This window comes from Micromonospora sp. 067-2 (assembly GCF_046549295.1).
Taxonomy (GTDB): domain Bacteria; phylum Actinomycetota; class Actinomycetes; order Mycobacteriales; family Micromonosporaceae; genus Micromonospora.
In genome coordinates this window covers 139665-163055 of sequence record NZ_JAJPWB010000014.1, presented here as the reverse complement: position 1 = coordinate 163055, position 23391 = coordinate 139665, and the positions used below count along the sequence as shown (strand labels likewise).

Here is a 23391-nt window from a genome sequence, read left to right as displayed (position 1 = left end):
GTTATATCTCCGGTTACAGGATCAGGTTTGATGACTGCGCGTTCATGGACCTGGGGGCGATCAAATTCCCGCCCGGGGGGAAGGTGGAACGACGAGGTGTCGGCCTACGTCAACAACCAGACGCATGGGGCCAACACCTACCTGTATAACTGGAACGGTGTAAATAGGTGGGACTGCTCTTCAGCAGTACTGCGTTCGACTGGAACAGCAACATTGGCGTCGACATGCCCGCCTACGACAACAAGATCGACGGGGCGCACGTCTGCGACACGTGACCGTGCGACCGGATGGACGCGGCGCTCGTGCCGCGTCCATCCGGTTCAGGCGATGCCCGCTCTCCGCGTCCGGCGGCCCCGAGTCGGTGGCATTCCCCGGCGCCCCCGCGGCCAAGCTGGTCGCGCGATCGGAGGCCTCTCACCCAGTAGCCCACAACCGCGGTCCGGCAGATCCCTGTGTTGTGCATACCCTCCGAAATGGATCCTCTGCAACCTTTGAGACGCGCGTGCCGCCTCGTTCCCGACCAGCACGTTGTGTCCTCACCGACCACGACCGCGTTCCAGGTGCGGGTCGGGCCGTTCATGACATCGCCTCCCCTCGTGAACCGTGGTCAGAATGTGGCGATCGGGTTGACCGGGCTGCCGGACGTACCGGCGAATCGGACCGGCGCGACTGCGAGGTGGAAGTCCCACTGGCCGAGCTCGGCAGCCGTTGTCGCGCACGCCTCCAGGTCGCAGTTGTCGAGCAGCCACAGACCCATCGCGACGAGACTCACGGCGTGAACCGGCATCAACACGTCGTCGTACCCCGACGGCTGAACGTCCTGGGGGGTGTCAGCGCCTATCACCGCGACATCGCGTTCGTGTAGCCACGGCAGGCAGGACGCGTGCCAGCCGGCCTGTGTGAAAGCGCTGGCCTCACCGGCCTCGTGCCGGACGCGACCCTGGCCGGTCCGCAGGAGTACCGCATCGCCGGATCGCACCCGTACGCCCTGGCGACGCTCGGCCTCCTCGAGATCGTCGGGAAACACACCCTGACCCGTTTCCAACCACGGCACATCGCGGGCCCGCGCGACGTCCAGCAAGACACCACGCGTGATGATCCCGTTCGCCGCCGCCGTGACGGCCGCCCACGCCGATCCCGTAGCGGCGTCGACCAACGAGTGCGACCGCCCGTTGTACATCCTGCCGTCCCAGAAGATGTGGCACGGCGAGTCGACGTGGGTGATGGTGTTGCCGTGGAACATGATGCCGAGCCGCTCGTTCGAGAAGCCCCAGCGCCTGTCGGCGTGAAAGGCGGGCACTGGCATGTTCTCGGCACCCGGCATGTCGGCGGCGCATGGGCACGTCGTCGTCGACCGCTCCATGTCTCGCGGTACGGCAACCTCCCATGCGCAGGACACGCTCCTGCCGTGGCGCACGGCCCGCGCCGCCGCCAGCCGGACGTCGTCGGTGATGTGATTCAGAGTGCCGAGCTCGTCCTCGTCGCCCCACCGCCCCCAGTTCGACAGCGTGTCGAAGTAGCCGAGCACGTCGTCCTGTGTCGGCATCGGTCGCCCTGCCGTCATCCCAGCATCGACTCCTCCGGTCATGCGATTCGAGGCACCGCAGGCAGGTTATCCCGCCGCTGGATCGAGACCGCAATGACTGGTCGATCAGACGACTCGTCCGCACCGCCGGCCGCCACCACGTCACCGACATTCAGGCCGGCAACCACACCATCACCGCCACCAACCTACTACCCGACGACCTCTGCACCGCCGGCGCCGCGATCACGCAAGGTGCGCACTAATTTGAGCCGTGTCGGGCCTGAATGGTCTGAGATGCCTTGATGCGATCCGCGCTCGCGGCGAACAGGTCGAGTAGACCGGCAACCAGGATCTGAGCCGTCCGGATGTCTGGGTTCACTACTGGGAAACCTCGACCGGTGTCATGCGCGGCGTGATGAGCGGCGACCAAGGGCCGCCCACGCGGTCCCGAGGCACGGCGCCGGGTGGTGCGCTGACGCCGGCGGACGGCTCGTCGGTAAGCAGCTGGCACATGACAGAGCTGGCACCGAGCCTCATTCACGGCAGCGGTGCGCGTCAAGGATCGAGGCGGCGGGGTGTCCACCAGCTTCGTCGACGGCGGTTTGGGCTCGTACCGGACGGTCCAGCCTGATCGCCACGGCGTGGACTCCAGAGGCGAGTGGCCATGCTGAAATCCCTCGGTATTCAGCGTTGCTATCTACCGGTACCTAGTGTTACCGTCTACCGGTAGATAGCGTCGCTTGATAGCGAGGAGAAGATGGCATGGGCAACCAGATGACCGAGATGCTGAAGGGCACGCTCGAAGGCATCGTCCTGGCGATCCTGGCTCGCAGATCCGCATACGGCTACGAGATCACCGCGTGGCTGCGAGACCGCGGATTCTCGGACATCGCGGAAGGCACCATCTACGCGCTGCTCGTCCGCGTCGAGCAGCGCGGGTTCGTGGACGTAGAGAAGGTCCCCTCCGAGAAGGGCCCCCCGCGGAAGGTGTATTCGCTCAACGCGAAGGGGCGAGACCAACTCGCCGAGTTCTGGAGGACGTGGAGCGTCCTCGCGGAACGCATCGAGCAACTCCACCACAACGACAACCAACACGACAAAGGAGCATGAGCATGGCCGCGAAGTGGATCGAGACGCTCGTCGGGTCGCTCGAGCAGAAAAGGCAGTACAAGCGCCACATGGCCCGTATCGAGGCCCTGCCGGAGCCTTATCGCAGCGCGGCCAAGGCTCTTCAGCGGTACTTCATGTACCACGGAGGGATCCTCGACGGCGGCACGCTCATCACGATGCTCGGCGACTTCGTCGACCTCTGGGAGCGTGCGGTCGCCGACGCAACGCCGGTCCGCGCAATCGTCGGCGACGACCCGGTCGAGTTCGCCGAGACGTTCCTGCAGGCGTACTCCGGCAGGCAGTGGATTGACAAGGAACGCGAGCGCCTCCGGAAGGCCATCGACGACGACGCCGTCGACAACGGCGAGGAGAAGAGCGCATGACCGCCAAGACACGCGAACCCGCGATCAGGGTGCGGGCCATCACGAAATCCTACAAGAACCTGCCCGTGCTGCGGTGCGTCGACTTCGACGTCGCAGCCGGGAGCATCTTCGCTCTGCTCGGCTCGAACGGCGCCGGGAAGACCACGCTGGTGCGGATCCTGTCGACGTTGTTGAGGGCGAACACCGGCACCGCGACCGTCCACGGCTTCGACGTCTCCTCGGCTCCGGGCGACGTACGCAAGTCGATCAGCCTGACCGGTCAGTTCGCCGCAGTCGACGAGGTGCTCACCGGCCGGGAGAATCTGATCCTGGTCGCGAAGCTCCGCCACCTGAAGAACCCGGGTGCGATCGCTGACGACATGCTCGCCCGTTTCTCGCTCACCGATGCCGGGAACCGCCGGGCGGCGACGTACTCGGGCGGCATGCGCCGACGGTTGGACATCGCGATGAGCCTTGTCGGCAACCCGCCGGTGGTATTCCTCGACGAGCCGACCACCGGCCTCGACCCGCAGGCCCGCATCGAGGTCTGGCAGACGGTGAAGCAGCTCGCCAAGGATGGCACGACCATCCTGCTGACCACCCAGTACCTCGACGAGGCCGAGCAACTCGCCGACCGGATCGCGATCCTGCACAAAGGTGTGATCATCCAGAACGGCACCCTCGCCGAGCTGAAGCAGCTCCTCCCGTCCGAAAGGGTGGAGTACGTCGAGAAGCAGCCGACCCTCGAGGACGTCTTCCTCGCCCTCGTCGGCGACACCAGTGACACCGCCGACAAGGCCGCCATGTCCGCAGGAGGAGAATCCCGATGACCATCCACGTGCTCAGCGACACCGGAACCCTCACCGGCCGCTCCCTGCGTCATATCCTCCGCAGCCCGGACACCATCATCACCACAGCGGTGACCCCGGTCGCGCTGATGCTGCTCTTCGTGTACGTGCTGGGTGGAGCCATCAACACCGGATCCGACGAGTCATACATCAACTACATGCTCCCGGGCATCCTGCTCATCACGATCGCATCCGGCATCGCCTACACGGCGTACCGCCTGTTCCTCGACATGCAGGGCGGCATCTTCGAGCGCTTCCAGTCGATGCCGATCCCACGACCCTCCGTGCTCTGGGCGCATGTCCTCACCTCACTCGTGGCCAACCTGGCCTCGCTCGTGATCGTCACAGGCGTCGCGCTGATCATGGAGTTCCGCACCGGCGCATCCGTAGCCGACTGGCTCGCCGTCGCCGGCATCCTGATCCTGTTCACCCTCGCCCTCACCTGGATCGCCGTGATAGCGGGCCTGTCCGCCAAGACCGTCGACGGCGCGAGCGCCTTCAGCTACCCGCTGATCTTCCTGCCCTTCATCAGCTCGGCGTTCGTCCCCACCGACTCGATGCCCGGCCCGGTCGCGTGGTTCGCCGAGAACCAGCCGGTGACATCCATCGTGAACACTCTCCGCACGCTGTTCGCGCAGCAACCCGTCGGCAACGACATCTGGATCGCCCTCGCCTGGTGCGCCGGCATTCTCGTTGCCGCCTACGCCGCGGCGACAGCGATCTACCGCAGAAAGATCAGCTAGCCGATCGCAAGAAGACAGCGCCGCATCCGCACGGATGCGGCGCTGTCTTCTTGCGCAGGTCTGCCACCCAACGCGCGGCACCAGGCTGAGCGCAATCCCGCTTTGAGCCGCGAGACGGATATCCGGGGGATGAGGACCGGCAGTCCGGCATCAACAATTGACGGGCACCAACCGCGGCCCGCTACCTCCTGCGCGCTGAAGCGGTGCTCAAAGTGCTCAGCCAAGCCGGGGCCGGGTCCCTCGGCCCGACGGTTCACCGGCACGCTGAACGCCAGCAGAATGCCAGCCACGGCGGCGCGGGTTCCGCCGGCATGAACCAGTGCCCAGGTGGCGGCGGCCAAGGCAGCAGCAGCCACCGTGACCGCACCCGCCGTTGCACCAGCACCCCGAACGGCGCAAGGGATCACCGCCAGGCCGAGCGGAATCAGGTGAAGTGAGCTGCTGTAGAACAGGGCGATGATCAGGATTGCGATCAGGTCGTCCACGACGGCGAGGGTGAGCAGAGATGTTCGCAGGGTGGCGGGCAGGTGGGTGCTGATCACCCCGAGGACGGCGTGGGCGAACGCGATGTCGGTGGCAGTCGGGACCGCCCAGCCCGCCAACGCGCCGTCCCCCGCGCTCGCGTTTACCGCGACGTAGATCAGGGCGGGCACTGCCATCCCGCCGACCCCGGCGGCGACTGCTCGGCTGACTTCACCGGGGACAGACCTCGCTGTAATGGGCGGCGGGCAGGTCGAGGATGTCGCCCGGCTGCGGCACGAGCCGCTGCGCACCCCTGGCCGGGTTGGGTGTGGGCTGACAATTCCGCCGCGCTGATGATCGCCGCACTGGCGGTGGGGAGGGTCCCGAGACGTGGCGCGTCGAACAGTGCGATGATTGCCGGCTCCGAGTGCGGCGACGGGGTGCTGCCAGAAGGAAGCGACTGTCTGAATGTGGTGGGACATCGGAGTCGGCGTGGCGGTGGCGGTGGCGGCGTCGTGGCTGGCGCTGCTGGTCGGTCTGCTGATCGTGCGGCCGAAAGGCTCCCTGCTCATCGAAGCGATGCGGATCCTGCCGGACCTGTTGCGGTTGCTGCGCCGGCTGGCCGCCGACCCCAGCCTGCCCCGCGGCGTGCGGGTCCGGCTTGGCCTGCTGATGGCCTACCTGACGATCCCCGTCGACCTGATCCCCGACTTCATCCCCGTCATCGGCTACGCCGACGACGCGATCATCGTCGCCGCCGTGCTGCGCTCGGTCGTCCGCCGCGCCGGCCTCGGGCCGGTCCGCCGGCACTGGCCCGGCACGGCTGACGGCCTCGCCGCCCTGTGCCGGCTGAGCCGTATCCGCACCACCGAACAGGGCACCGCGGCCGAGGACTGATCGGGGACCGTCCGATCGACCGCGGAGGTCATCCCCGCAAGCGGGCGGGCAGAGCCGAAGCCTCTACTCGGGTCATCTGAACAGGGCCGGCGCAAGGACGCTGCAGCGGGCAGACCGATCCCGCACGGGTTCCGAGGCCGCGGTGGTGTTTTGCCGGACGGCACCCGATCTTCAACGCTCGCAGCCCCGTGGGCCGTCTTTCGTCCCCCTGGTGGAGATCGGTTTGGTCGCCGCCGGCGCCCTGTTCCCGCGCGGCGCCTGACAGCCCCGCCCGAGCCGGTGATGGGGCGAGGTCAGCGGTTAGCCACCGACGTGGATGCCGGGTCGGCGGGCGGGGTCAGATTCGACCTTGCGGATGATCTCCCGGACGACAGGTGGAGTGTCGCCGCGACCGAGCAGGAGGTAGCGCAGCAGGTGGGCCACGGGGTTGCCCTCGGACCATTCGAAGTGGGCGTGGGGGCGGACGCCGGTGGCGTCGCGCAGGGCGAGCAGGATCGCAGCGATGGCATTCGGGGCGGCGGGAGCGGTGGCGCGCAGGATCCGGTGACCGCTGACGTCGGCGCCGGTGACGTGCAGGACTCCGCTGAACTCGGAGGGGTCGACGACGTCGATTTCGAGAAAAAGCACGTCGGCGGCGCCCGGGACGGGGTTGATGCCGCGCTGAGCGCGTTCCTTGAGCCGGTACTCCTCGGCGGCGCCGCTCTGACGCTTGTTGGCGATCAGGTGCAGCCGGCCGTCGTGGGTGAGGGAGTCAGCGATGAACTGGCGGGCGGTGTCGTCGAACTCGATGCGTTCAGCGCGCAGCTCCGTGGTGCGGTAGATCCGGGAGACGAGAGACACGGTGACGATGCCGGCGATGAACAGTCCCGAGATGGCGATGCCGTCGGGCTTCTCGATCACGTTCTCGGCCAGCGCGTACAGCAGCACGGCCGTCAGCAGCGCGAACCCGGCGGTGGCGGCGCGCTGGCGGCGGCGCAGCGCGGAAATGGTGACCGCGACGGCGCCGGAGACCATCATCGCCAGGATCCCGGTGGCGTAGGCACCGGCCTGGGCGTCGACGTCGGCGTCGAACGCGACGGTGATCGCGACGCTGATCAGCGTGTACACGATGACCACGGGCCGCACAGCGCGCCCCCACTCGGGCGCCATGCCGTAGGACGGCAGGTAGCGGGGCACGATGTTGATCAACCCGGCCATCGCCGAGGCACCAGTGAACCACAGGATCAACACGCTGCTGATGTCGTAGACCGTGCCGAAGCCCTCACCGAGACGTTCGTGGGCCAGGTAGGCCAGCGCGCGGCCGTTGGCCTCCCCGCCGGGCTGGAACGCCTCGGCGGGAATCAGCACCGTGGTGACCACCGTCGTCATGATCAGGTAGCCGGACATGACCAGGGCCGCAACGGTGAGCAGCTTGCGGGTGTTGCGGATCCGCGCGGCCAGTCGCTGCTCGGCATCGAGACCGTCGCCCTTGACCAGGGGCATCATGCTGACACCCGTCTCGAACCCTGACAAGCCGAGTACGAGCAGCGGGAACGCCAGCACGGCGGGGCCGATGACGTCGCCGACGCCGCTGGAGCCGGCGGTGAGCGCGTCGGTCCACCCGGACAGCAGCGCCGGATCCTGTGCGATCGCGACCACGCCCACCGCGACGATCGCCGCGTTCAACCCGAGGAAGATCGCGACCAGGGGGATGGCCACGCCGACGGCCTCGTTGAACCCGAGCAGGAACACCCCGCCCAGAATCAGAAGGAGTACGACCGTCACCACCACCGCCGCGGTCGTGCCGTGCGGAAAGCCGTCGGGCAGGACCGGGTTCTCCAGCAGGTGCACCGTCGCGTCCGCCGACGACAAAGTGATCGTGATGATCCACGAAGTGGCCACGAACCCCAGCAACACCAGGACGAACAGCTTGCCCTTCCAGAACGGCAGGAGCCGCTCCAGCATCGCCACCGACCCCTGCCCGTTCGGGCTCTCCCCGGCCACCCGCCGGTACATCGGCAACACCCCGAACAGCGTCAACGCCACGATCAGCAACGTCGCCAGCGGTGACAGCGCACCCGCCGCGAGCGCGGCGATTCCCGGCAGGTACGACAGGGTGGAAAAGTAGTCCACCCCGGTCAGGCACATGACCTTCCACCACGCGTGCGGTGCGGCGTGTGACTCGCCGCTCTCCGGGCCCGCCGGCTGCACGCGGTGCTTCAGAAGCCACCGCGTCACCGTCTTCGACGGCGGGTGCAGTGAGCTGGGCACCTCAACGCAGGCGGGCATCGTTGAGTGCCCGTCCGGGCGCTGGGCGTTGTTTCGGCCCGGAGCAGGGCTCTGCCCCGTGACAGGTCTACGGCGCGCCCGCGCGTTTCCGTCCAGTCCACTGCCCATGTCAGCTCCGTCCCCACGTCGGTCGCCTCGTGACCTCTCGAACCTCGAAAGATCACAAGCGCGGCAAACAGCGGACAGCGTACCCACACGTCGTCACGTTCATCCGCCGCTGCGTGGCCCTGGTGGTCGGGCTGATCGCACGGTCCTCGGTGGGCTGGCTGTGGCCCGCTCCTGCCGCACAGGCTGACCGGCCGAGCTGCGGTCCGTCGGGCCCCCTACCCGGCTGTCCGCGACGATGCCTGTCGAGTCAGTAGGGACGGATTCCGCGGTCAGCGTCTACGCCAGGCCAGGTGACGTAGGCCGTAGATGAGCGCCCCGATTGCGACCACGACGATCCCGGCGATCACCGAACGCGGGGGCAGGGCGATGGCCAGCACGAGACAGCCGGCCAGGCCGAGCATGGGTACGAACCGTGGTGGTCGGCCTTGCGCGGTGGTGAGGGTCCAGGCGCTGGCGTTGGCGATCGTGTAGTAGAGCAGCACCGCGAAGGAGGAGAACCCGATCGCGGTATGCACGTCGACAGTGGCCGCGAGCACGGCGACCACCGCACCGACGGCCACCTCGGCGCGATGCGGCACCCCGAAGCGGGGATGCGCCGCCGCCAAGGCATGTGGCAGGTGCCGGTCGCGGGCCATCGCCAGGGTGGTACGCGAGACTCCCAGGATCAGCGCCAGCAGCGACCCGAGCGCCGCCACGGCTGCCCCGATCCGCACCACCGGGGCGAGGTCCGCAAAGCCGGCGGCGCGCACGGCGTCGGCCAGCGGCGCGGCGCTGGCTCCGAGGCGGTCACCGAGAACGACGAGGGCGGCGACGGCGACCAGCGCGTACACGGCCAGGGCGACACCCAACGCGAGACCGATGGCCCGGGGAATGGTGCGGGCCGGATCGCGGATCTCCTCGCCGAGGGTGGCGATACGCGCGTAACCGGCGAAGGCGAAGAACAGCAGCCCGGCTGCCTGCAGCACCCCGCCGGCGGTGATCTCACCGGAAGGGTCGAGGCGGTCGAGGCGGGCCGCGTCGGAGGTCAGGCCAGCCGTGACCACCGCGGCGAGAACGACCAGCACCACGGCGACGATGCCCCGGGTCAGCCACGCGGACTTCTGCACCCCGACGTAGTTGACCGCGGTCAACGCCACCACCGCGGCGACCGCGACCGCGTGAGCCTGCGCGGGCCAGGCGTAGACGCCGACGGTCAACGCCATCGCCGCGCACGAGGCGGTCTTTCCAACGACGAATCCCCACCCGGCAAGGTAGCCCCAGAAATCACCGAGGCGCTCACGGCCGTAGACGTAGGTGCCGCCGGACGCGGGATACCGGGCCGCGAGCCGCGCCGAGGACGTGGCGTTGCAGTACGCCACCACCGCCGCCACCGCCAACGCGACCAGCAACCCCGACCCCGCCGCTGCGGCGGCCGGCGCCAACGCGGCGAAGATCCCCGCGCCGATCATCGACCCAAGACCGATCACCACCGCGTCGAACAGACCCAACCGACGCTGAAGCGATCCCGCGTCCGAGACCGCCGACGGTCCGCTCATGCTGCCCGCTCCCCTCACCCCGGCCACCGGCGCCGACCCGACGCCAGCCAGCCAGCCAGGGCAGACGATAAACCGTGGTCATGAACAACAAGGATCACCGGCTGTCGACCGTCGCTGGCTGAAACGACCGTGCTTGTAGTCGAACCCGCGGCCAGTCACCGTGCCAAGCGAAGGTGCTGGCTGTCCATGTCGATACCGAACTCGCGGCGTGCACTTGGACCGCCGGCAGGATGATCTCCACACTGCTGGGCAGACATCGGCAAGCTCGACGAGCGGGCGGACCAGTGTTTGCCTTCGTCGTCGACTTCAGCGCAACGCGTGCAACGCCTGATCAACGACCTGCTCGCGTTCTCCCCCATCGGCCGGGTCACCCGCCGGCTTCACCGTCGTGGACCTCGACACGCTCGCGGCGGACGCATCTGGTTCGGTGCCGACAACGCTGATGGCGCCGCCGTTGTCTTCACGCTGCCCCAAAACGCCGGTCGACGGCGGCAGCGACGGCTGCTTCGCTGCGTGCCGCGCCGCCGGGCGTACCGTGCCGACTGGCGGCGCTCTGCCCAGTAGCGGCGCACGGCCCATGGTCGCGGCCCGGGCAGGCGAGGTGACGCGATGACCATTGCGGTGCAGTGCACGGGGATAACCCGATCGAGGTTCTGCTGGTCGAGGACGATGCCCGTGACGTGTTGATGACCCAGGAGGCATTCGCCGAACACAGGCTGGGCAACCGCCTGCGCGTCGTTTCCGACGGCGCCGAGGCGCTGGCCTACCTGCGGCGCGAGGGTCTGTACACCGACGCGGCGAGTCCCGATCTGATCCTGCTCGACCTGGTTTAGCCGCTCCGCGACGGCCGGGAGGTACTCAAGGAGATCAAGCGCGCTGCACGTCATGGCCATCGCCCAGATCAAAAGAGCGACCCCGGGACAGGACTACCAGCGGAAACGGGCCGCAGGCCAGACCCACAAAGAAGCCATCCGCTGCCTCGAGCGCGCAGCCAGCGCAGCAACGACCTTCTTCAGGCGTCCGGACGAGATCAGGCCGCCGTTTCCAGCACCTGGCCAGAGTCGAGCGCCGAGGTCCGGGCGACCGGCACGCGTTTCCAGGTGAGGGAGGCCGCCGCAAGGCAGGCCAGCAGGCCGAGTCCGACGCACGTGGTGCCTGCGACGGCGGCGGTGAGCGCGACCGTGACGCAGAAGGCGAGGTAGCAGGGCAGGCTGCGCACCAGTCCGGCGAGAGTGTGCACGCCCCCGCGGATGCCCCGTCACGGATCACCGCGACCACGGTCAGCATCGTGCACATCATCGGGATCGCCGCCTGTGGGACAACGCCTGGGCCGAGTTCATCCCCTTCTTGAACTACGACGTGGAGATTTGCACCGTCATCTGCTCCACGAACGCGATCGAGTCGTTGAACGCCCGCTACCGACGGGGCGTGAAAGCCCGCGGCCACTTCCCCAACGAGCTGGCCGCGTTGAAGTGTCCGTACCTGGTGACCCGATCGTTGGACCCCACCGGAGCAGAAAGAACCCGATGGACGATGCGCTGGAAGCCCGCGTTGAACGCCTTCGCCATCACCTTCAGCGACCGCTTCCCAGCCGCTGAAACCTACTAACCAAGATCGCCGCAAACACCGTTAGCGAGACAGGCCCGCGGCATCTGCTGCGGCCAAGTGGCGCCCCCTATTAGCAGGACGAGCTGGCCGTTCGGGACCGAGCACGGAGGCAGCCGAAAGCGGAAGTGCTCCCGGAAGCGCATGGGGGTAGCACAGTTCGGGCTGTCACGAACGGGTTCGCCCGTGCTCGGGGCCGGCGGCGTTACCGGGTGGGGATGCCGGGCTGGTCTCTGAGGGTGGCTGTTCCGTCGGCCGTGTCGGTGGGGCGTATGCCCGCTGCGGCGAGGCGTCGGGTGTAGCCCTCCCGTATGTGGTCGGCCGCGTCGTGGTCGCCGAGGGTGATGAGTGCGCTGGCCGCGCGGGTGTGCAGGTCGGCGTTGTACGGGTCGATGCGGATGCCGGCCTGCAGCCATGCCAGGGCCTCACGGGCGTCAGGGCTGGCGCTGGCGAGAGCCGCGTGTGCGTCGATGACGTGCCGGCGGGTGGCCTCGCGGACCGGGTCGAGCCAGGGCCAGGTCCGTCGGGCGGCGAGGTCACCGGGGTAGGCATCGATGACGGCCTTCCAGGCCGTCGCGTGGGTGGCGACGGTGGTGGTGGCGTCGCGGACCGCGTGGTGGAAGTGCCACAGGTCGACGGTGACGGCGGTGGGGTCGAGGCGGTACCGGTCGTCGCTGTGCTCGATGATGGTCACCCCGGCCGTGGACCGGATGGTGGCGCGGAGGTCGCTGAGGGTGGTGTAGAGGCGGCCGGTGAGAGAGCGGCGGGGCAGGCCCGGCCAGATGGCGTGGGTCAGCTGTCGGGTGTCGGCTCCGTCGGGGTGGGCGGCGAGGAACACGAGGACTTGGAGCGCGGCGGTACGCCGGATCTCCACCGGGTGGCCGTCCAGCAGCAGTGTCGCTTCGCCCAGCACGCGTAGCTGAACGCGTCGTTTGTCGTTGCCTGAGCGGACGGGGTGGTCCTGGGCAGTGGCCTCCCACTGTGGGGTCCGGCCTGCCAGGGCGGGGTTGCGCGACGGGCCGGAGGTACCAGGCTCTGGCGGCGCCGTGTCGGGGTGGGCGATGACGGTGAGCAGGTCAATGGCCGTGATCTGGCTAAGGACACACATCCGTAGCCCGGCTAACCCGCTGCCGTCCTGGTGGTGGGTGCGCCCCGACGGGTCGATCTGCCATGTTTCGGCGGCCGGCCACCGTCCAAGCACGGCCACCGCGGCGGAGGTGATGGCCAGAGTCGCCAGGGTGTCGGCGTTGTCCGTCGCGGACGCCTCGTCGACGATGAGGGTTGGTCCGGGTTGGCCGGTGCCCTCCTGTGTGTCACGGTGTGCCTGGTCTCGTCTGCCCAGGCCACGACCAGGGTGGTCTCTGGAAAAGAACTCCGCTGCCTGTCTGAGGTTGTCGATGACGGCCAGCCTCGGTAGGCGTGGGCCCAGCGTTTCGGCGGTGGGGCCGAGCAACCCGGCCAGGACAGGTCGGGTGACGACCACGGACACTGCCGGGTGATGACGCCCAGCTAGGAGGCTGGTGACGAGCAGGCCTCGCGCCGCGTCCTGCGCCCCCAGCCCGGTGAGACCGACCCCAGCTCGGGGGAAAGCCCCGGCGACGGTTGGCCGGTCGAGCAGCGACGAGCCCGCCGAGGCGGCGCCGGGTTCGGTAGGCGGTGGCGTCGAATTGGCGAGGGCAGCTTGCACGGCCGCCACCGTCGGGGGCAACGGCGCCAGGTCCGAGTCCTCGCGGCTCGGCGGACCGGGCGGGCGGGGCCGGTAGGAGCGACGGCGACGCAGCCACACCAGCGCCGCCGCCGCGCTGACCTGCTCCGCCACGTCGCGCGGCAGCCAGCCACCGGCGACGCTGATCCCCGCGTCGGCTAGGACGTCGCCGTCTGATGGCGTCAGGTTGCCGGCCTCATAGAGGGTTCCTGCCGCTACCGGCTGCGTGGGCGGCGGTGGCGGTGCGGCGATCGCGTGGGAGCTGACGCCGAACACGGCCGCGCCGGCGATGCCACCGGCGGTGGCTTGCCAGGGCGTCGGCAGCGGCATGCGCCGCAGCCACGACACGGTCGCGCTCAGGCGTGCCAGCACCCGGATCGTGACCGTGTAGGCGAGCAGGAGCCACACCAGCCACGCCGCGATGGTCAGCGCGGCGGTGAGGGTCTGTTCGGTCAGCGGGTTCTGCACCCACTCCTCTGCCTGCGCGGCGGTCGGCCAACCTTGTATCGGTGCTCCGACCAGTGACAGCAGCACTATTGGAGGGCCGACCAGAAGCGCGAGGACGAACAGCAGCGACATCAGCTGCCGCGGCCACCGCATGTCACGCGCCTTCACCCGGTGACATGTCCGCCCGAACCCGGCCCGTGGCCAGTGCGGTGCGGGCGGGTGGGGCGGGGCGCAGGACACGGCTCCAGAGCCGAGTAGCCCACCAAGTCGCGACGGCGACGGCGTAGATGACGCCGAGCATGCCGGCGGCCCGTCTACTGACGATCGCCGCGAAGATCACCGCCAGCGGGGCGGCGAGGATGAGGCGGAACATCAGGGGCGTCACCACTGCCATGACCACGGCGACGCCGAGGAGGAGACCGCCGACGCGGCCGGCGATGTCGATCCACAGGATCCGATCCGGCCACCGGTCGGCGGTCAGAGAGTACTGGATCAACCCCATGCCGAGCGTGGCGGCGACGATGGATCCGGTCGGCGCGGCCAGCAACGCCGACCAGCCGCCGTGCGGGGCACGCCACTGCCGAGCGGCGACGACCGCCATCGCCACGGCCATCACCGACACCGGCGCGATCGGCCACAGCGCCCACTTCAGGTACGGGCCGACGGGCACACCGAAGTATTGGCTGGTGACCACCGCGTACAGGCCAGCGATCGCCGCGCCGAGGGACACCGCGGCGAGGATCCCGACGCTGACCCTTCCCCCTTCGGTTCGGGTGCCGGGGGTGGGACTGCGGGCGGCGATCAGCGAGCCGAGGACCGTGCCCGCGGCCAGGCACGCCAGCAGGGCCATCACCGCCGCCATCGTGAACTCGCCCCAGTTCACACTCACCGAGTAGTACACACCGAGCGTCCCGTGCCGCTCCGCGGTCAGGAGGCACTGCCAGATCAGGGCCAGCGACGCGAAGCCTGGGACCGCGATCGCCGCCGCCCGCCGCACGGGCGGCACCGGCACCTCCACCCGCTCGACCGTCGCGATATCGACGGCGCCGACGTCAGCGGCGCCCCGGGCCGCGACCAGCCCCGGCTCGGGCACGACGACGGGTGCGGCGCCTGTGTGCTCGGCGATCGCCGCCGCTAGGTGCGGTAGCTGGGCGCTGCCGCCCACACAGTAGATACCGGCGAGGTCGCCGACCGTGAGCTCGGCGGCGGCGACGGTTTCCTGCGTCAACTGCGCCACGCGCCACGCCACCGGCCGGACGGCCTCGTCGAGCATCGCGCTGTTCGCAATCACCGGCGGCCGGTCCGGGAGCGGCACCGTGACAGCCGGATGGCTCACCAACGCTTCCTTGGCCACCCGAACGCTGTCCGCCACCGACGCGCGCTGACCCTCTCCCGTCGACGCGCCGATGAGGGCGTCGGCGAGCGCGTGATCGACTGCCGTGCCGCCAGCCGCGGCGTCGGCGAGGGTCGCGAGGACCTCGAACCCGGCCGGCCCGCGGCGCAGCACCGTCACCTCCGCGCCCGCGCCGACGTCACAAACAACAAGGAACGCACCGACCGGCACCCGCACACCAGTGGTGAGCAGATACTCGGCGACCGCCACCGGGGCCTCCACCAGACGCGGTTGCGGCAACCCCGCCCGGTGCGCGACCTGCCGCATCCAGGTCCGCCGCCGAGGCCCCCACCCCGCAGGGACTACCACCCGCACATCGCGCACCGGCTGACCGACGACCCGCTCGGCTTCGGCGGCGACCCTGCGCAGCGGCGACGCCGCCACCTCCAGCGCGTCGCCGCGAGCGTCACCTGTTGTCGCGTCCTCCACCGGCTGGCGCGGCCCCGGAATGAACGCTGCGGGTTGCCCCGTCGCTTGTCCGTTGGCGGGCATATGCGGCGTGCGGTGTAGGGGTGGATTCCCGTCGAATGTCAGCACGTGTGCGCTGCCGTCGGCGCACGCCAGGACGGCTTGGGTGCCGGCGCTGCCGCAGTCGATCGACAACCGCGCTTCCCCCGCCGCCATGTCCATAGTCAAACATGAGGATCACATTCACGTCACCTGTCAATCACTCACGGCCAGCAGAGGCGAGCCGAACCGCACCAGCGTCACCGAACGCCGAACCGCCGACGAATCTCCTCGAGTCGACGTGGCATGAAGACGGGTGGCACGATCCGCATGTCGTCGATGGCATCGGACGCCACCGGCGGCGTGACGTGAGCTCCGGCGCCCCAGACGCTGTTGCCGTAAGACTCCGGAGGCGGGAAGACCCGCCCGGCCCCCTCCCGTGCCCGCACCCGGACCTCCTGCTCTGGGAAGCCGGGCGCCCGCAGGGCGCCACCACGCCAGGAACCTTAAAGCGTGTTTGAGAAGGTCTGTTGTGGACGGTGTGTTGGCGTGACGCCGAGGGTCTTCAGCGGGCAGGGTGGCTCGGGTGTCTGCTCGTCATGGTTATCACTCGGACCTGACTGATGCTCAGCGGGCGCTGATCGAGGCGCTGCTGCCGGAGCCGAACACGGACGGGCGGCGGGAGAAGCACCCGCGGCGGGAGATCGTCAACGCGATCCTGTACGTGGTTCGGGCGGGGTGTCCGTGGCGGTTTCTGCCGGCAGATCTTCCGCCGTGGCAGACGGTGTACTGGTACTTCACCCGGTGGAAGACGCCGGTGTGACCGAGAAGCTCCTGGCGGCGCTGCGTATCAAGGCTCGGGTGCAGCAGGGCCGCGAGCCGCAGCCGTCGGCGGGAATCATCGACTCCCAGTCAGTGAAGGGCGCTGACACCGTCGGCCGAGACAGCCGGGGCTACGACGACGGGAAGAAGGTCAACGGCCGCAAGCGGTTCATCGTCACCGACACCTTGGGCCTGCTGGTCACCGTGACCGTCCTTGCCGCAAGCTGGCAGGACCGCGACGGCGCCAAGACCGCTCTGCTGGGCGCCTACATGGCCGCCCCGATCCGACACGTCTTCGCCGACCAGGGCTTCACCGGACGACTCGTCGACTGGACCCGCGACATCCTGCGCACCACCCTCGAGATCGTCCGCAAGCCCCCCGACCAGCGCGGCTTCGCCGTGCATCCCCGCCGCTGGGTCGTCGAACGCACTCTGGCCTGGCTCACCGCATGCCGCCGACTGGCCCGCGACTACGAACGCCACCCCGAGACCTCCGAAGCCATCATCCGCTGGGCCGCCATCGCCGGCATGGCACGCCGCATCACCCGCGGTCGACCCGCCCGACGCCAAGCCCGCCGCACCTTCACCTGGACCTGACCAGCCCCATCTCAAACACGCTCTCAGGACGGAAGCCTTGCCGGGGCCGTCGCTGCCAGCCCCGAATCCAATCCTCCCGGACCTGGGACTGCTAAGCGAGTCCGGGTGGACGTATGATTTGTCGATGCACGAGGGTCCTATAGGCGAGCCGAAAGTTGGGGACGACCAACGGCTCCCCTGCCCCATCAGAGACGCGCATCGGCGGTTCATGGATTGCCATGCACACTGGCACATGACCGCAGATTCGTATATGAGCCCTGATGGGTTCCGCCTGAACCTTAATGCACTGATACAGAACCTGCGCAACATCACCTGGCTCCTTCAAAAGAGGAAAGGCGACTTTACCAATTTTCGACATTGGTATGGGGCATGGCAGGATTCCGCAAAAGACGACTCCGTGATGAAGTGGATTGTCAAATCCCGCAATCGGATCGTCAAGGAAGCGGACCTAGAGATCCACAGTGAAGCAAAGGTCCGCATCTCACTCGACTGGACACATGAATTCGAAAAAACTCTTCAGTTTCCCCCTCGCTTTCCTACAAGACAAATCCTCGCGGGCATACTCGTCGCGAACACCATACCGCCAACAGGCACAATCACAATCAACCGGCGTTGGATCGACCGCGCTTTGCCAGAGTGGGAGTTGCTGGAGGCAACCTCGTACGCCTATGACCGGATCGGCCAAATCATCTATACGGCCCACCAAGAGGCGGGAGTCGAAGCCTGCAACCTGCCCGCTCGGCAGACAGCGTGCGTGACCTCCGACATCCACAGTTCATTGACCTGCATGGACTCTGCCGACGACAACCGTCTACTACATGTAGATTTGCAAACGGGACAAACAATTCGCGAGTCACGTGTGGACTTCGATGGGGACTCAGCTGAATTGACCCGAATGGCCTTCGAGAAATACGGAGGAGAATTTGACGTTGGAACGGGTGACGCGATAGATCGCCTGCCCAACCTACTGAAGACCGCTCAACACGTGTTGAAAGTCGATAAATCCCACCTGACCTTCGCTTACCTTTTGGATTAATGACCGCATAGTCGCACACCTGCCGATTGCATTCTCCGATCAGGACGCCAAACGACTCGCGTTCCAGCGACTGGCGAACGAGATCCGCATAGCGGGAGCGAACGGGTTCATTTTTGCGGGAGAGCAGTGGGTTGCATTCGCCAAGCCTGGCGAGGATCTTCGGAATCGAGCAATCGTGCCAGCCAGAGATCGCCCAGACCGCAAGGAGGCGATCGCCGTTACCGGCATGACTAAGGATGGCCGAACGAAGCAACTGCAATCGATATTCGAATGGGACGCAGAAGGCAATATCGTCTTTTGGCCAGTTGTCGAGAAGGACTACGATCACGTGCCAAACTTTCTGCTACCAATTGCGCGTGCCTGGGGAATCGGTCCCTTCCGGGACTTACTCTCCGACTCCTAGCGCCATCCCGTCCGCCGCCGACCCACGCCACGACGCCGAGTCGGCAAGAGTGACGTTCAGTCGGGCCGTACGGCGATCCTCTTGCTGCATCGATATCGCCAGGGCCCGCTGGGATACGTTGCGGTTGGTCAGTGCGACCAGCAACGCGAGCAGTGCCACGGCTGCCGACGCCGCAGGAACCCACTGTGTCCAGCCAGGATCCAAGGACACGGGCGGCTGGGCCAGAACCAGGAGCATGTGGCACAGAATGCCCGACGGAGCACCTCCGTGATACCGGGCGCGGCTATTCCCACTGAGGTCGGTTGGTTAGCCGTACGTCCGTGACAATTCCCCGACGTCAAAGCAGCCACCGAGCGGCCACGATCGCCGCGAACCCAACCGCCGCTGCCCCCGCCGCAACAGTTCGGGCGGGCAGCATCAGCTACACGTGCTGCCGGCACCGCTGCCTCGAACGCCGCTGCTCGCGCCTGAACACGTCACCATGCGCCGGCCGGACGGCATACCTTCACATTCCGATCCAAATCTCCTGATCAAGTTCAACCGGAGGTCCTGTCCTCACCGACGGAGATTCCGTCGCTCTCGTCCCGCCAGCCGCCGGGTTCGGGATGGTAGCCGTAGGCGGCGGCCCGTACCTTTTCCTCGTTCTCCAGCCCGGAGCCGATCGCGCCGCCGACGGTGGCTAGCGAGCTGGTGATCCAGGCGAGCGTCAGGTAGTCGGTGATACCGACTGGGCGCTGCAGGGTCTGTTCCAGCACGGATGTGTCAATCAGCAGCGCCGCGGCGAGAACCGTTCCGGCGAACAGAACCAGGTAGGACACCGCGGTAGCCAGGGTGAGGGTGAGGATCGTACCCAGGTTGAACATCCGGGCCAGCTCAGGCGGTGTCTCGCGGCCTGGTTCCTCCCACAGGTCGTGGGCGATGATCAGCCAAGCCACCAACGCAGCCAGCCCGAGTATCATGATCACGGCGAGCCGGAGTCCGCCGAGCGCTTCGCCCATCTGCCAGACGGTGCTCGTGGTGAGCGCGAACGCGGCCGTGCCGAACGCGCCGACCAGCAGCTTGGACAGGCCCAGCAGAGCACGCCCCGGGCGGTTGGCCTTGACCATTCCGGTCAACAGCCGCACCCGGCCGGTCAGCCGCGAGTCGACGTAGCGCAGTTCCCCGGCATCGGCCTCGCCAACCACACGGTGGATGGCGGTAATCCGGCTCGCCATCTCGCCCGGTGCCCAGCCGGCCGGCGCCACCCGCTGGTCGGAAGCGTCGGTGAGCAGTCGGCTCACCAGATCCGGGACGGCCACGCGGGCCGCTCGCAACTGCCCAAGTCCCAGCGCGGGCAGAGACACCACCGCGACTCGGCGACGGGCTGAGCTCTGCGCGACCAGCGGCGCCCGCTCGGTGTGCAGCGGCAGGTCGGTAAGGCAGATTGCGACGTCCCACCGGTCGCCGGCGCGCCGTTGGGCAAGATCATCGAGCAGCGCCTCAACGCCGCCGTCGCGGCGCGGCGCCACCTCACCCCAGCCTTCCCGGACGGTCCACCGCACGTCGGCGTCCACCCGATCGGCAAGCCGGCCGGCCAGCTCGGCGGTGAGCCGCGCGGCCACCCGGGCCGGGTAATCCGGCGGGGTCGCCACCAGTCCGACGACGATCTCCGGCCGGTGCCGCTCGCTGCGGGTCATCGGTGCTCCTCACGTGTAGCAGGGCAAGTCGCCGTCCACTCAGCGACCTACGGTCGTCGTGACCTCTCCGACCACTGTCATCGCGCTCGCCTCTCAGTGTCAGCACCCAGGCCTGCCCGCCACCCCGATCCGGGGCAAGTGGCCGGAATCAGCGATGTGGCAGCTGCGCCGCAAGTCGGAGGAGCCGTTGCGGAACAGCCCGTACAGAACGCAAGCGGGAGCAGGATGACCAGCACCGCCGGCACGTTGACCAGCCAATCAGCCACACCGGTCCCGGCGTGGGCCCTGACCCGGGCAGCGTCCGAAGCCGTTCGACGGCGAAAGAACCGGGACGTGACGTGCCGTTTCGCCGCGCCGCCCGGTCAGGGGTGCGTCGCTTACTCGCGGTCACCCTCGCGGTGCCGGGATCGGCGAAGGGGCCGGCGAAGGCCGCTCGAGAGCGGACAATCCGCCAGGTGCTCGCTACACGGTGAGGGCCGTCGCGGAGAAGAGGTCGCGCTCAGAGGGGGTGTACTGCCTGTCGTGGTGGGTAACGCAGGCAACCTATAGACACCACAGGCTCCGGAAAGGTCGCCACATGGCCCTCGCTGCCGCCGCGATCGAACTGCCGTCCGGCCAGACCATGCCCGTGCTCGGCCAGGGAACCTGGTACCTGGGCGAGAACCCCGCGAGGCGACAAGACGAGAACACCGCCGTACGCACCGGGCTCGACCTGGGCATGACCATGATCGACACTGCGGAGATGTACGGTGACGGCGCTTCCGAGGAATTCGTCGGCGAGGCGATCGCCGGACGACGCACCGACGTCTTTCTGGTCGACAAGGTGGTGCCGTCCAACGCCAGCCGACGGGGAACCGTGCAGGCCTGTCGCCGCAGCTTGCAACGACTCGGCGTCGACCACATCGACCTCTATCTCCTGCACTGGCGAGGCACTCATCCGCTCGCGGAGACGATCGAGGCGTTCGCCGAACTCGTCGACGCCGGTGACATCGGGCAGTGGGGCGTGAGCAACTTCGATCTTTCCGACATGACGGAGCTGCTCGAGGCGGGCGGGAACTCCTGCGCGACCAATCAGATCCTGTACAACCTCACCCGCCGCGGTCCCGAGTACGAACTGCTGCCGTGGCTACGCGAGCACCGAATCCCGGTGATGGCCTACTCGCCCATCGAGCAGGGCCGACTGCTCGGCCACCCCCAGGTCGCGGAGGTCGCCGCCCGGCACGGGGCCACGCCCGCTCAAGTGGCGCTGGCCTGGCTGCTGCGGCAGGAGAGGGTTGCCGCCATCCCTCGATCGTCCAAGTCCGACCACACCCGGGAGAACGCCGAAGCGCGCGACCTGCACCTGAGCGAGGAGGACGTAGCGGCACTCGACACGGCGTTCCCGCCGCCGGCCGGCCCGCAACCGCTGGAAATGTTGTAGCGCCACCGACCCCCTCGGCGGATGGCGCCGGTCTAGGTCGGCGCCATCCGCTCGGCGATCCTGCGGAGGACAGCGCGGAGGCTGGGGCTGACGGTGGTGGTCAGTGGGGTGTGGTCGGCCAGCCTGCGGGCCGCTCAGCGGGAGCCAGAATCGGCGTCGATCCGGTGGCGCTCGCGTACCTGGCCTTCGCGCGTCATGCGTGTCGACAAGGAACACCTCGTTGGTAGGGGCCGTCGGTGGCGAAGACACCAGAGCGTTCAGCGATGACCGGCTTCTTCTCCACCCAGCCAATAGCGCGAATCAGGAGGTGGGGGGAAGAGCGGAGTTGCGAGAATAAGACTGCCGGCGGCCCCGGAGCCGCAGTAGGGGGGCGGGAATCTTCACGCGGGGGGTACTGAATGAAAGCGGTCGTGTACGACGGGCCACGGACGGTCAGCGTCAAGGAGGTGCCGGACGCCAGGATCGAGCGACCGACGGACGCCTTGGTACGGATCACGACGACGAACATTTGCGGGTCTGACCTGCACATGTACGACGGGCGCACGGATCTGCAGCCGGGCTCGGTGCTCGGGCACGAGAACATGGGTGAGGTCATCGAGGTCGGCGAAGGGGTCCACCTGGTCAAGGTCGGCGACATGGTGTGCATGCCGTTCAACGTCTCGTGCGGGTCCTGCGCGAACTGCAATCAGGGTCTGACGGCGTTCTGTCTGGTGGCCAACCCGGCGCCCGGTATGGCCGGCGCGGCCTACGGGTATGCCGACATGGGTCCTTACGCGGGCGGTCAGGCTAAGCTGCTGCGGGTGCCGTGGGCCGACTTCAACTGCCTGGTCCTGCCGCCCGACGTCCGGGACATGAGCCGGCAGAAGGACTACGTCATGCTCTCGGACATCTTCCCCACCGGCTGGCACGCGACCGAGCTCGCCTGCGTCCGACCCGGCGACAGCGTGGCAGTTTATGGTGCCGGACCGGTCGGGTTGCTGGCCGCGTACTCCGCGATCATCAAGGGCGCCAACATGGTGATGGTGGTCGACCGGCACCCGGACCGGCTGCGCCTGGCGGAGCGGATCGGCGCCATCCCAATCGACGATTCCAAGGGGTCGCCGGTTGACCAGATCCTGGAGCAGACCGGCGGGAGGGGCGCGGACCGCGGCTGCGAGGCCGTCGGTTACCAGGCGCATGACCCGCAGGGCCAGGAGAAGTCGGCGCTGACGTTGAACAACCTCGTGCACTCGGTGCGGTTCGGCGGCACGATCGGCGTGGTCGGCGTGTACATGCCGACGGACCCCGGGTCGCCGGACCCGCTGCAGAAACAGGGCAAGGCGCCGTTCGACTTCGGCATGTTCTGGTTCAAGGGACAGAGCATGGGCACCGGTCAGTGCAACGTGAAAAACTACAACCGGCAGCTGATGAACCTCATCGCGAACCACAAGGCCGAGCCTTCTTTCCTGGTGTCGCACGAACTCACGCTGGATCAGGCACCGGAGGGGTACCGCAACTTCGATGCCCGCAACGACGGCTGGACCAAGGTGCTGCTGCACCCCGACGGCGGGCGCTGACCAGGGTTGTCCGCATGACGCGCGGAGGCGGCACCTGTCTGGGACCGCCTCCGTAGCGTGGGTTACCTGAGGGAGACAGGCGTTGCTCGAGCGGCCCGCGGTCCTGCTCACCGCGTTGGAGGCCGCCGCTACCGCCGGTCGACGGCCCCGGGCGACGGCGGCGGTCGCGGGCGAGGTGGCCGCAGAAGCCACGGAGGTCATCCGGACCCGCGCCATCTCGGGTACGGGACGCCGGGCCGCCCCGCCGATGGTCCCGCGCCCAGGGCAGGGGCCATCCACGGCGGCGACTACGAGGAGCCCCGCGGTCGGTGGATTGGCTTGTTCGTGGCTCGGCTGATCATCGAGCGGTGAGTCCTTCACCCACGTGGTGTCGCGCCCGCACCACCGCCCCTCGCCGGGTGCGGGAATCGTCAGCGTGACACTGAA

General features: G+C 68.2%; 18 protein-coding genes and 2 pseudogenes. 11 read left to right on the top strand and 9 right to left on the bottom strand.

All coding sequences use genetic code 11. The features are described 5' to 3' along the window. Window positions 1–607: 607 nt before the first annotated feature. On the bottom strand, window positions 608–1564 hold the full coding sequence (locus ACLJN9_RS29485; protein WP_410814945.1) for a cyclase family protein: 957 nt from the start codon (window positions 1562–1564) through the stop codon (window positions 608–610). 723 nt (window positions 1565–2287) lie between these two features. Here ACLJN9_RS29485 and ACLJN9_RS29480 point away from each other — a divergent pair. The 4 genes from ACLJN9_RS29480 to ACLJN9_RS29465 are packed head-to-tail and all read left to right on the top strand — an operon-like array spanning window position 2288 to window position 4588. Continuing rightward, window positions 2288–2635, top strand: coding sequence for a PadR family transcriptional regulator (locus ACLJN9_RS29480; RefSeq protein ID WP_410814944.1), 348 nt, complete (start codon window positions 2288–2290; stop codon window positions 2633–2635). 2 nt (window positions 2636–2637) lie between these two features. Next, the gene (locus ACLJN9_RS29475) at window positions 2638–3018 is read left to right on the top strand and encodes a DUF1048 domain-containing protein (RefSeq protein WP_410814943.1); all 381 of its coding nucleotides are present in this window, start codon (window positions 2638–2640) and stop codon (window positions 3016–3018) included. After that, on the top strand, window positions 3015–3827 hold the full coding sequence (locus ACLJN9_RS29470; RefSeq protein WP_410814941.1) for an ABC transporter ATP-binding protein: 813 nt from the start codon (window positions 3015–3017) through the stop codon (window positions 3825–3827). Before ACLJN9_RS29475 ends, ACLJN9_RS29470 begins: the two co-directional genes overlap by 4 nt. Next, entirely contained in the window at window positions 3824–4588 is a 765-nt protein-coding gene (locus ACLJN9_RS29465) for an ABC transporter permease (RefSeq protein ID WP_410814939.1), read from the top strand. Before ACLJN9_RS29470 ends, ACLJN9_RS29465 begins: the two co-directional genes overlap by 4 nt. On the opposite strand, the gene ACLJN9_RS29460 is transcribed toward ACLJN9_RS29465, so the two are convergent. After that, the gene (locus tag ACLJN9_RS29460) at window positions 4585–5532 is read right to left on the bottom strand and encodes a Na+/H+ antiporter NhaA (RefSeq protein WP_410814937.1); all 948 of its coding nucleotides are present in this window, start codon (window positions 5530–5532) and stop codon (window positions 4585–4587) included. The genes ACLJN9_RS29465 and ACLJN9_RS29460 overlap by 4 nt on opposite strands. On the opposite strand from ACLJN9_RS29460, the gene ACLJN9_RS29455 reads away from it, so the two are divergent. After that, window positions 5519–5947 carry a YkvA family protein gene (locus ACLJN9_RS29455; RefSeq protein ID WP_410814935.1) on the top strand — a complete coding sequence of 143 codons (429 nt, stop codon included), beginning with the start codon at window positions 5519–5521 and terminating at the stop codon, window positions 5945–5947. The genes ACLJN9_RS29460 and ACLJN9_RS29455 overlap by 14 nt on opposite strands. Window positions 5948–6247: 300 nt before the next feature. On the opposite strand, the gene ACLJN9_RS29450 is transcribed toward ACLJN9_RS29455, so the two are convergent. Both ACLJN9_RS29450 and ACLJN9_RS29445 read right to left on the bottom strand, forming a co-directional pair. Beyond that, the gene (locus ACLJN9_RS29450) at window positions 6248–8323 is read right to left on the bottom strand and encodes an amino acid transporter (protein ID WP_410814933.1); all 2076 of its coding nucleotides are present in this window, start codon (window positions 8321–8323) and stop codon (window positions 6248–6250) included. A gap of 269 nt (window positions 8324–8592) precedes the next feature. Further along, entirely contained in the window at window positions 8593–9858 is a 1266-nt protein-coding gene (locus ACLJN9_RS29445) for an APC family permease (RefSeq protein WP_410814932.1), read from the bottom strand. 626 nt (window positions 9859–10484) lie between these two features. On the opposite strand from ACLJN9_RS29445, the pseudogene ACLJN9_RS29440 reads away from it, so the two are divergent. Next, window positions 10485–10688, top strand: a pseudogene (locus ACLJN9_RS29440) (response regulator); the annotation flags it as partial. A 200-nt stretch (window positions 10689–10888) separates the two neighbouring features. Here the strand turns inward: ACLJN9_RS29440 and ACLJN9_RS29435 are convergent. Beyond that, window positions 10889–11098 (bottom strand): hypothetical protein, encoded by a 210-nt coding sequence (locus tag ACLJN9_RS29435; protein ID WP_410814931.1) that lies wholly within the window; start codon window positions 11096–11098, stop codon window positions 10889–10891. Between the two features lie 68 nt (window positions 11099–11166). Here ACLJN9_RS29435 and ACLJN9_RS29430 point away from each other — a divergent pair. Next, window positions 11167–11466: pseudogene (locus ACLJN9_RS29430) on the top strand (transposase); the annotation flags it as partial. A 202-nt stretch (window positions 11467–11668) separates the two neighbouring features. Here the strand turns inward: ACLJN9_RS29430 and ACLJN9_RS29425 are convergent. From ACLJN9_RS29425 to ACLJN9_RS29415, 3 genes are all read right to left on the bottom strand, one after another. Then, a complete protein-coding gene (locus ACLJN9_RS29425; RefSeq protein WP_410814930.1) occupies window positions 11669–13768 on the bottom strand; it encodes an AfsR/SARP family transcriptional regulator in 2100 nt (699 codons plus the stop codon). 1 nt (window position 13769) lies between these two features. Next, entirely contained in the window at window positions 13770–15632 is a 1863-nt protein-coding gene (locus ACLJN9_RS29420) for an Hsp70 family protein (protein ID WP_410814929.1), read from the bottom strand. Window positions 15633–15715: 83 nt separating this feature from the next. Further along, window positions 15716–15904, bottom strand: a complete 189-nt coding sequence (locus tag ACLJN9_RS29415; protein ID WP_410814928.1) for a hypothetical protein — start codon at window positions 15902–15904, stop codon at window positions 15716–15718. Between the two features lie 128 nt (window positions 15905–16032). On the opposite strand from ACLJN9_RS29415, the gene ACLJN9_RS29410 reads away from it, so the two are divergent. After that, a protein-coding gene (locus ACLJN9_RS29410) for an IS5 family transposase (protein WP_410814927.1) occupies window positions 16033–16874 on the top strand; the annotation gives its coding sequence in 2 pieces (ribosomal slippage) (window positions 16033–16270 and window positions 16270–16874; 843 coding nt in all). Between the two features lie 124 nt (window positions 16875–16998). Continuing rightward, window positions 16999–17910, top strand: a complete 912-nt coding sequence (locus ACLJN9_RS29405; RefSeq protein ID WP_410814926.1) for a hypothetical protein — start codon at window positions 16999–17001, stop codon at window positions 17908–17910. 939 nt (window positions 17911–18849) lie between these two features. On the opposite strand, the gene ACLJN9_RS29400 is transcribed toward ACLJN9_RS29405, so the two are convergent. Then, on the bottom strand, window positions 18850–19989 hold the full coding sequence (locus ACLJN9_RS29400) for a hypothetical protein (RefSeq protein ID WP_410814924.1): 1140 nt from the start codon (window positions 19987–19989) through the stop codon (window positions 18850–18852). A 469-nt stretch (window positions 19990–20458) separates the two neighbouring features. Between ACLJN9_RS29400 and ACLJN9_RS29395 the strand changes: the two genes are divergently transcribed. Continuing rightward, on the top strand, window positions 20459–21409 hold the full coding sequence (locus tag ACLJN9_RS29395; RefSeq protein ID WP_410814923.1) for an aldo/keto reductase: 951 nt from the start codon (window positions 20459–20461) through the stop codon (window positions 21407–21409). Window positions 21410–21855: 446 nt separating this feature from the next. After that, window positions 21856–22965, top strand: a complete 1110-nt coding sequence (locus ACLJN9_RS29390) for a glutathione-independent formaldehyde dehydrogenase (RefSeq protein ID WP_410814922.1) — start codon at window positions 21856–21858, stop codon at window positions 22963–22965. The last annotated feature ends 426 nt before the right edge of the window (window positions 22966–23391 follow it).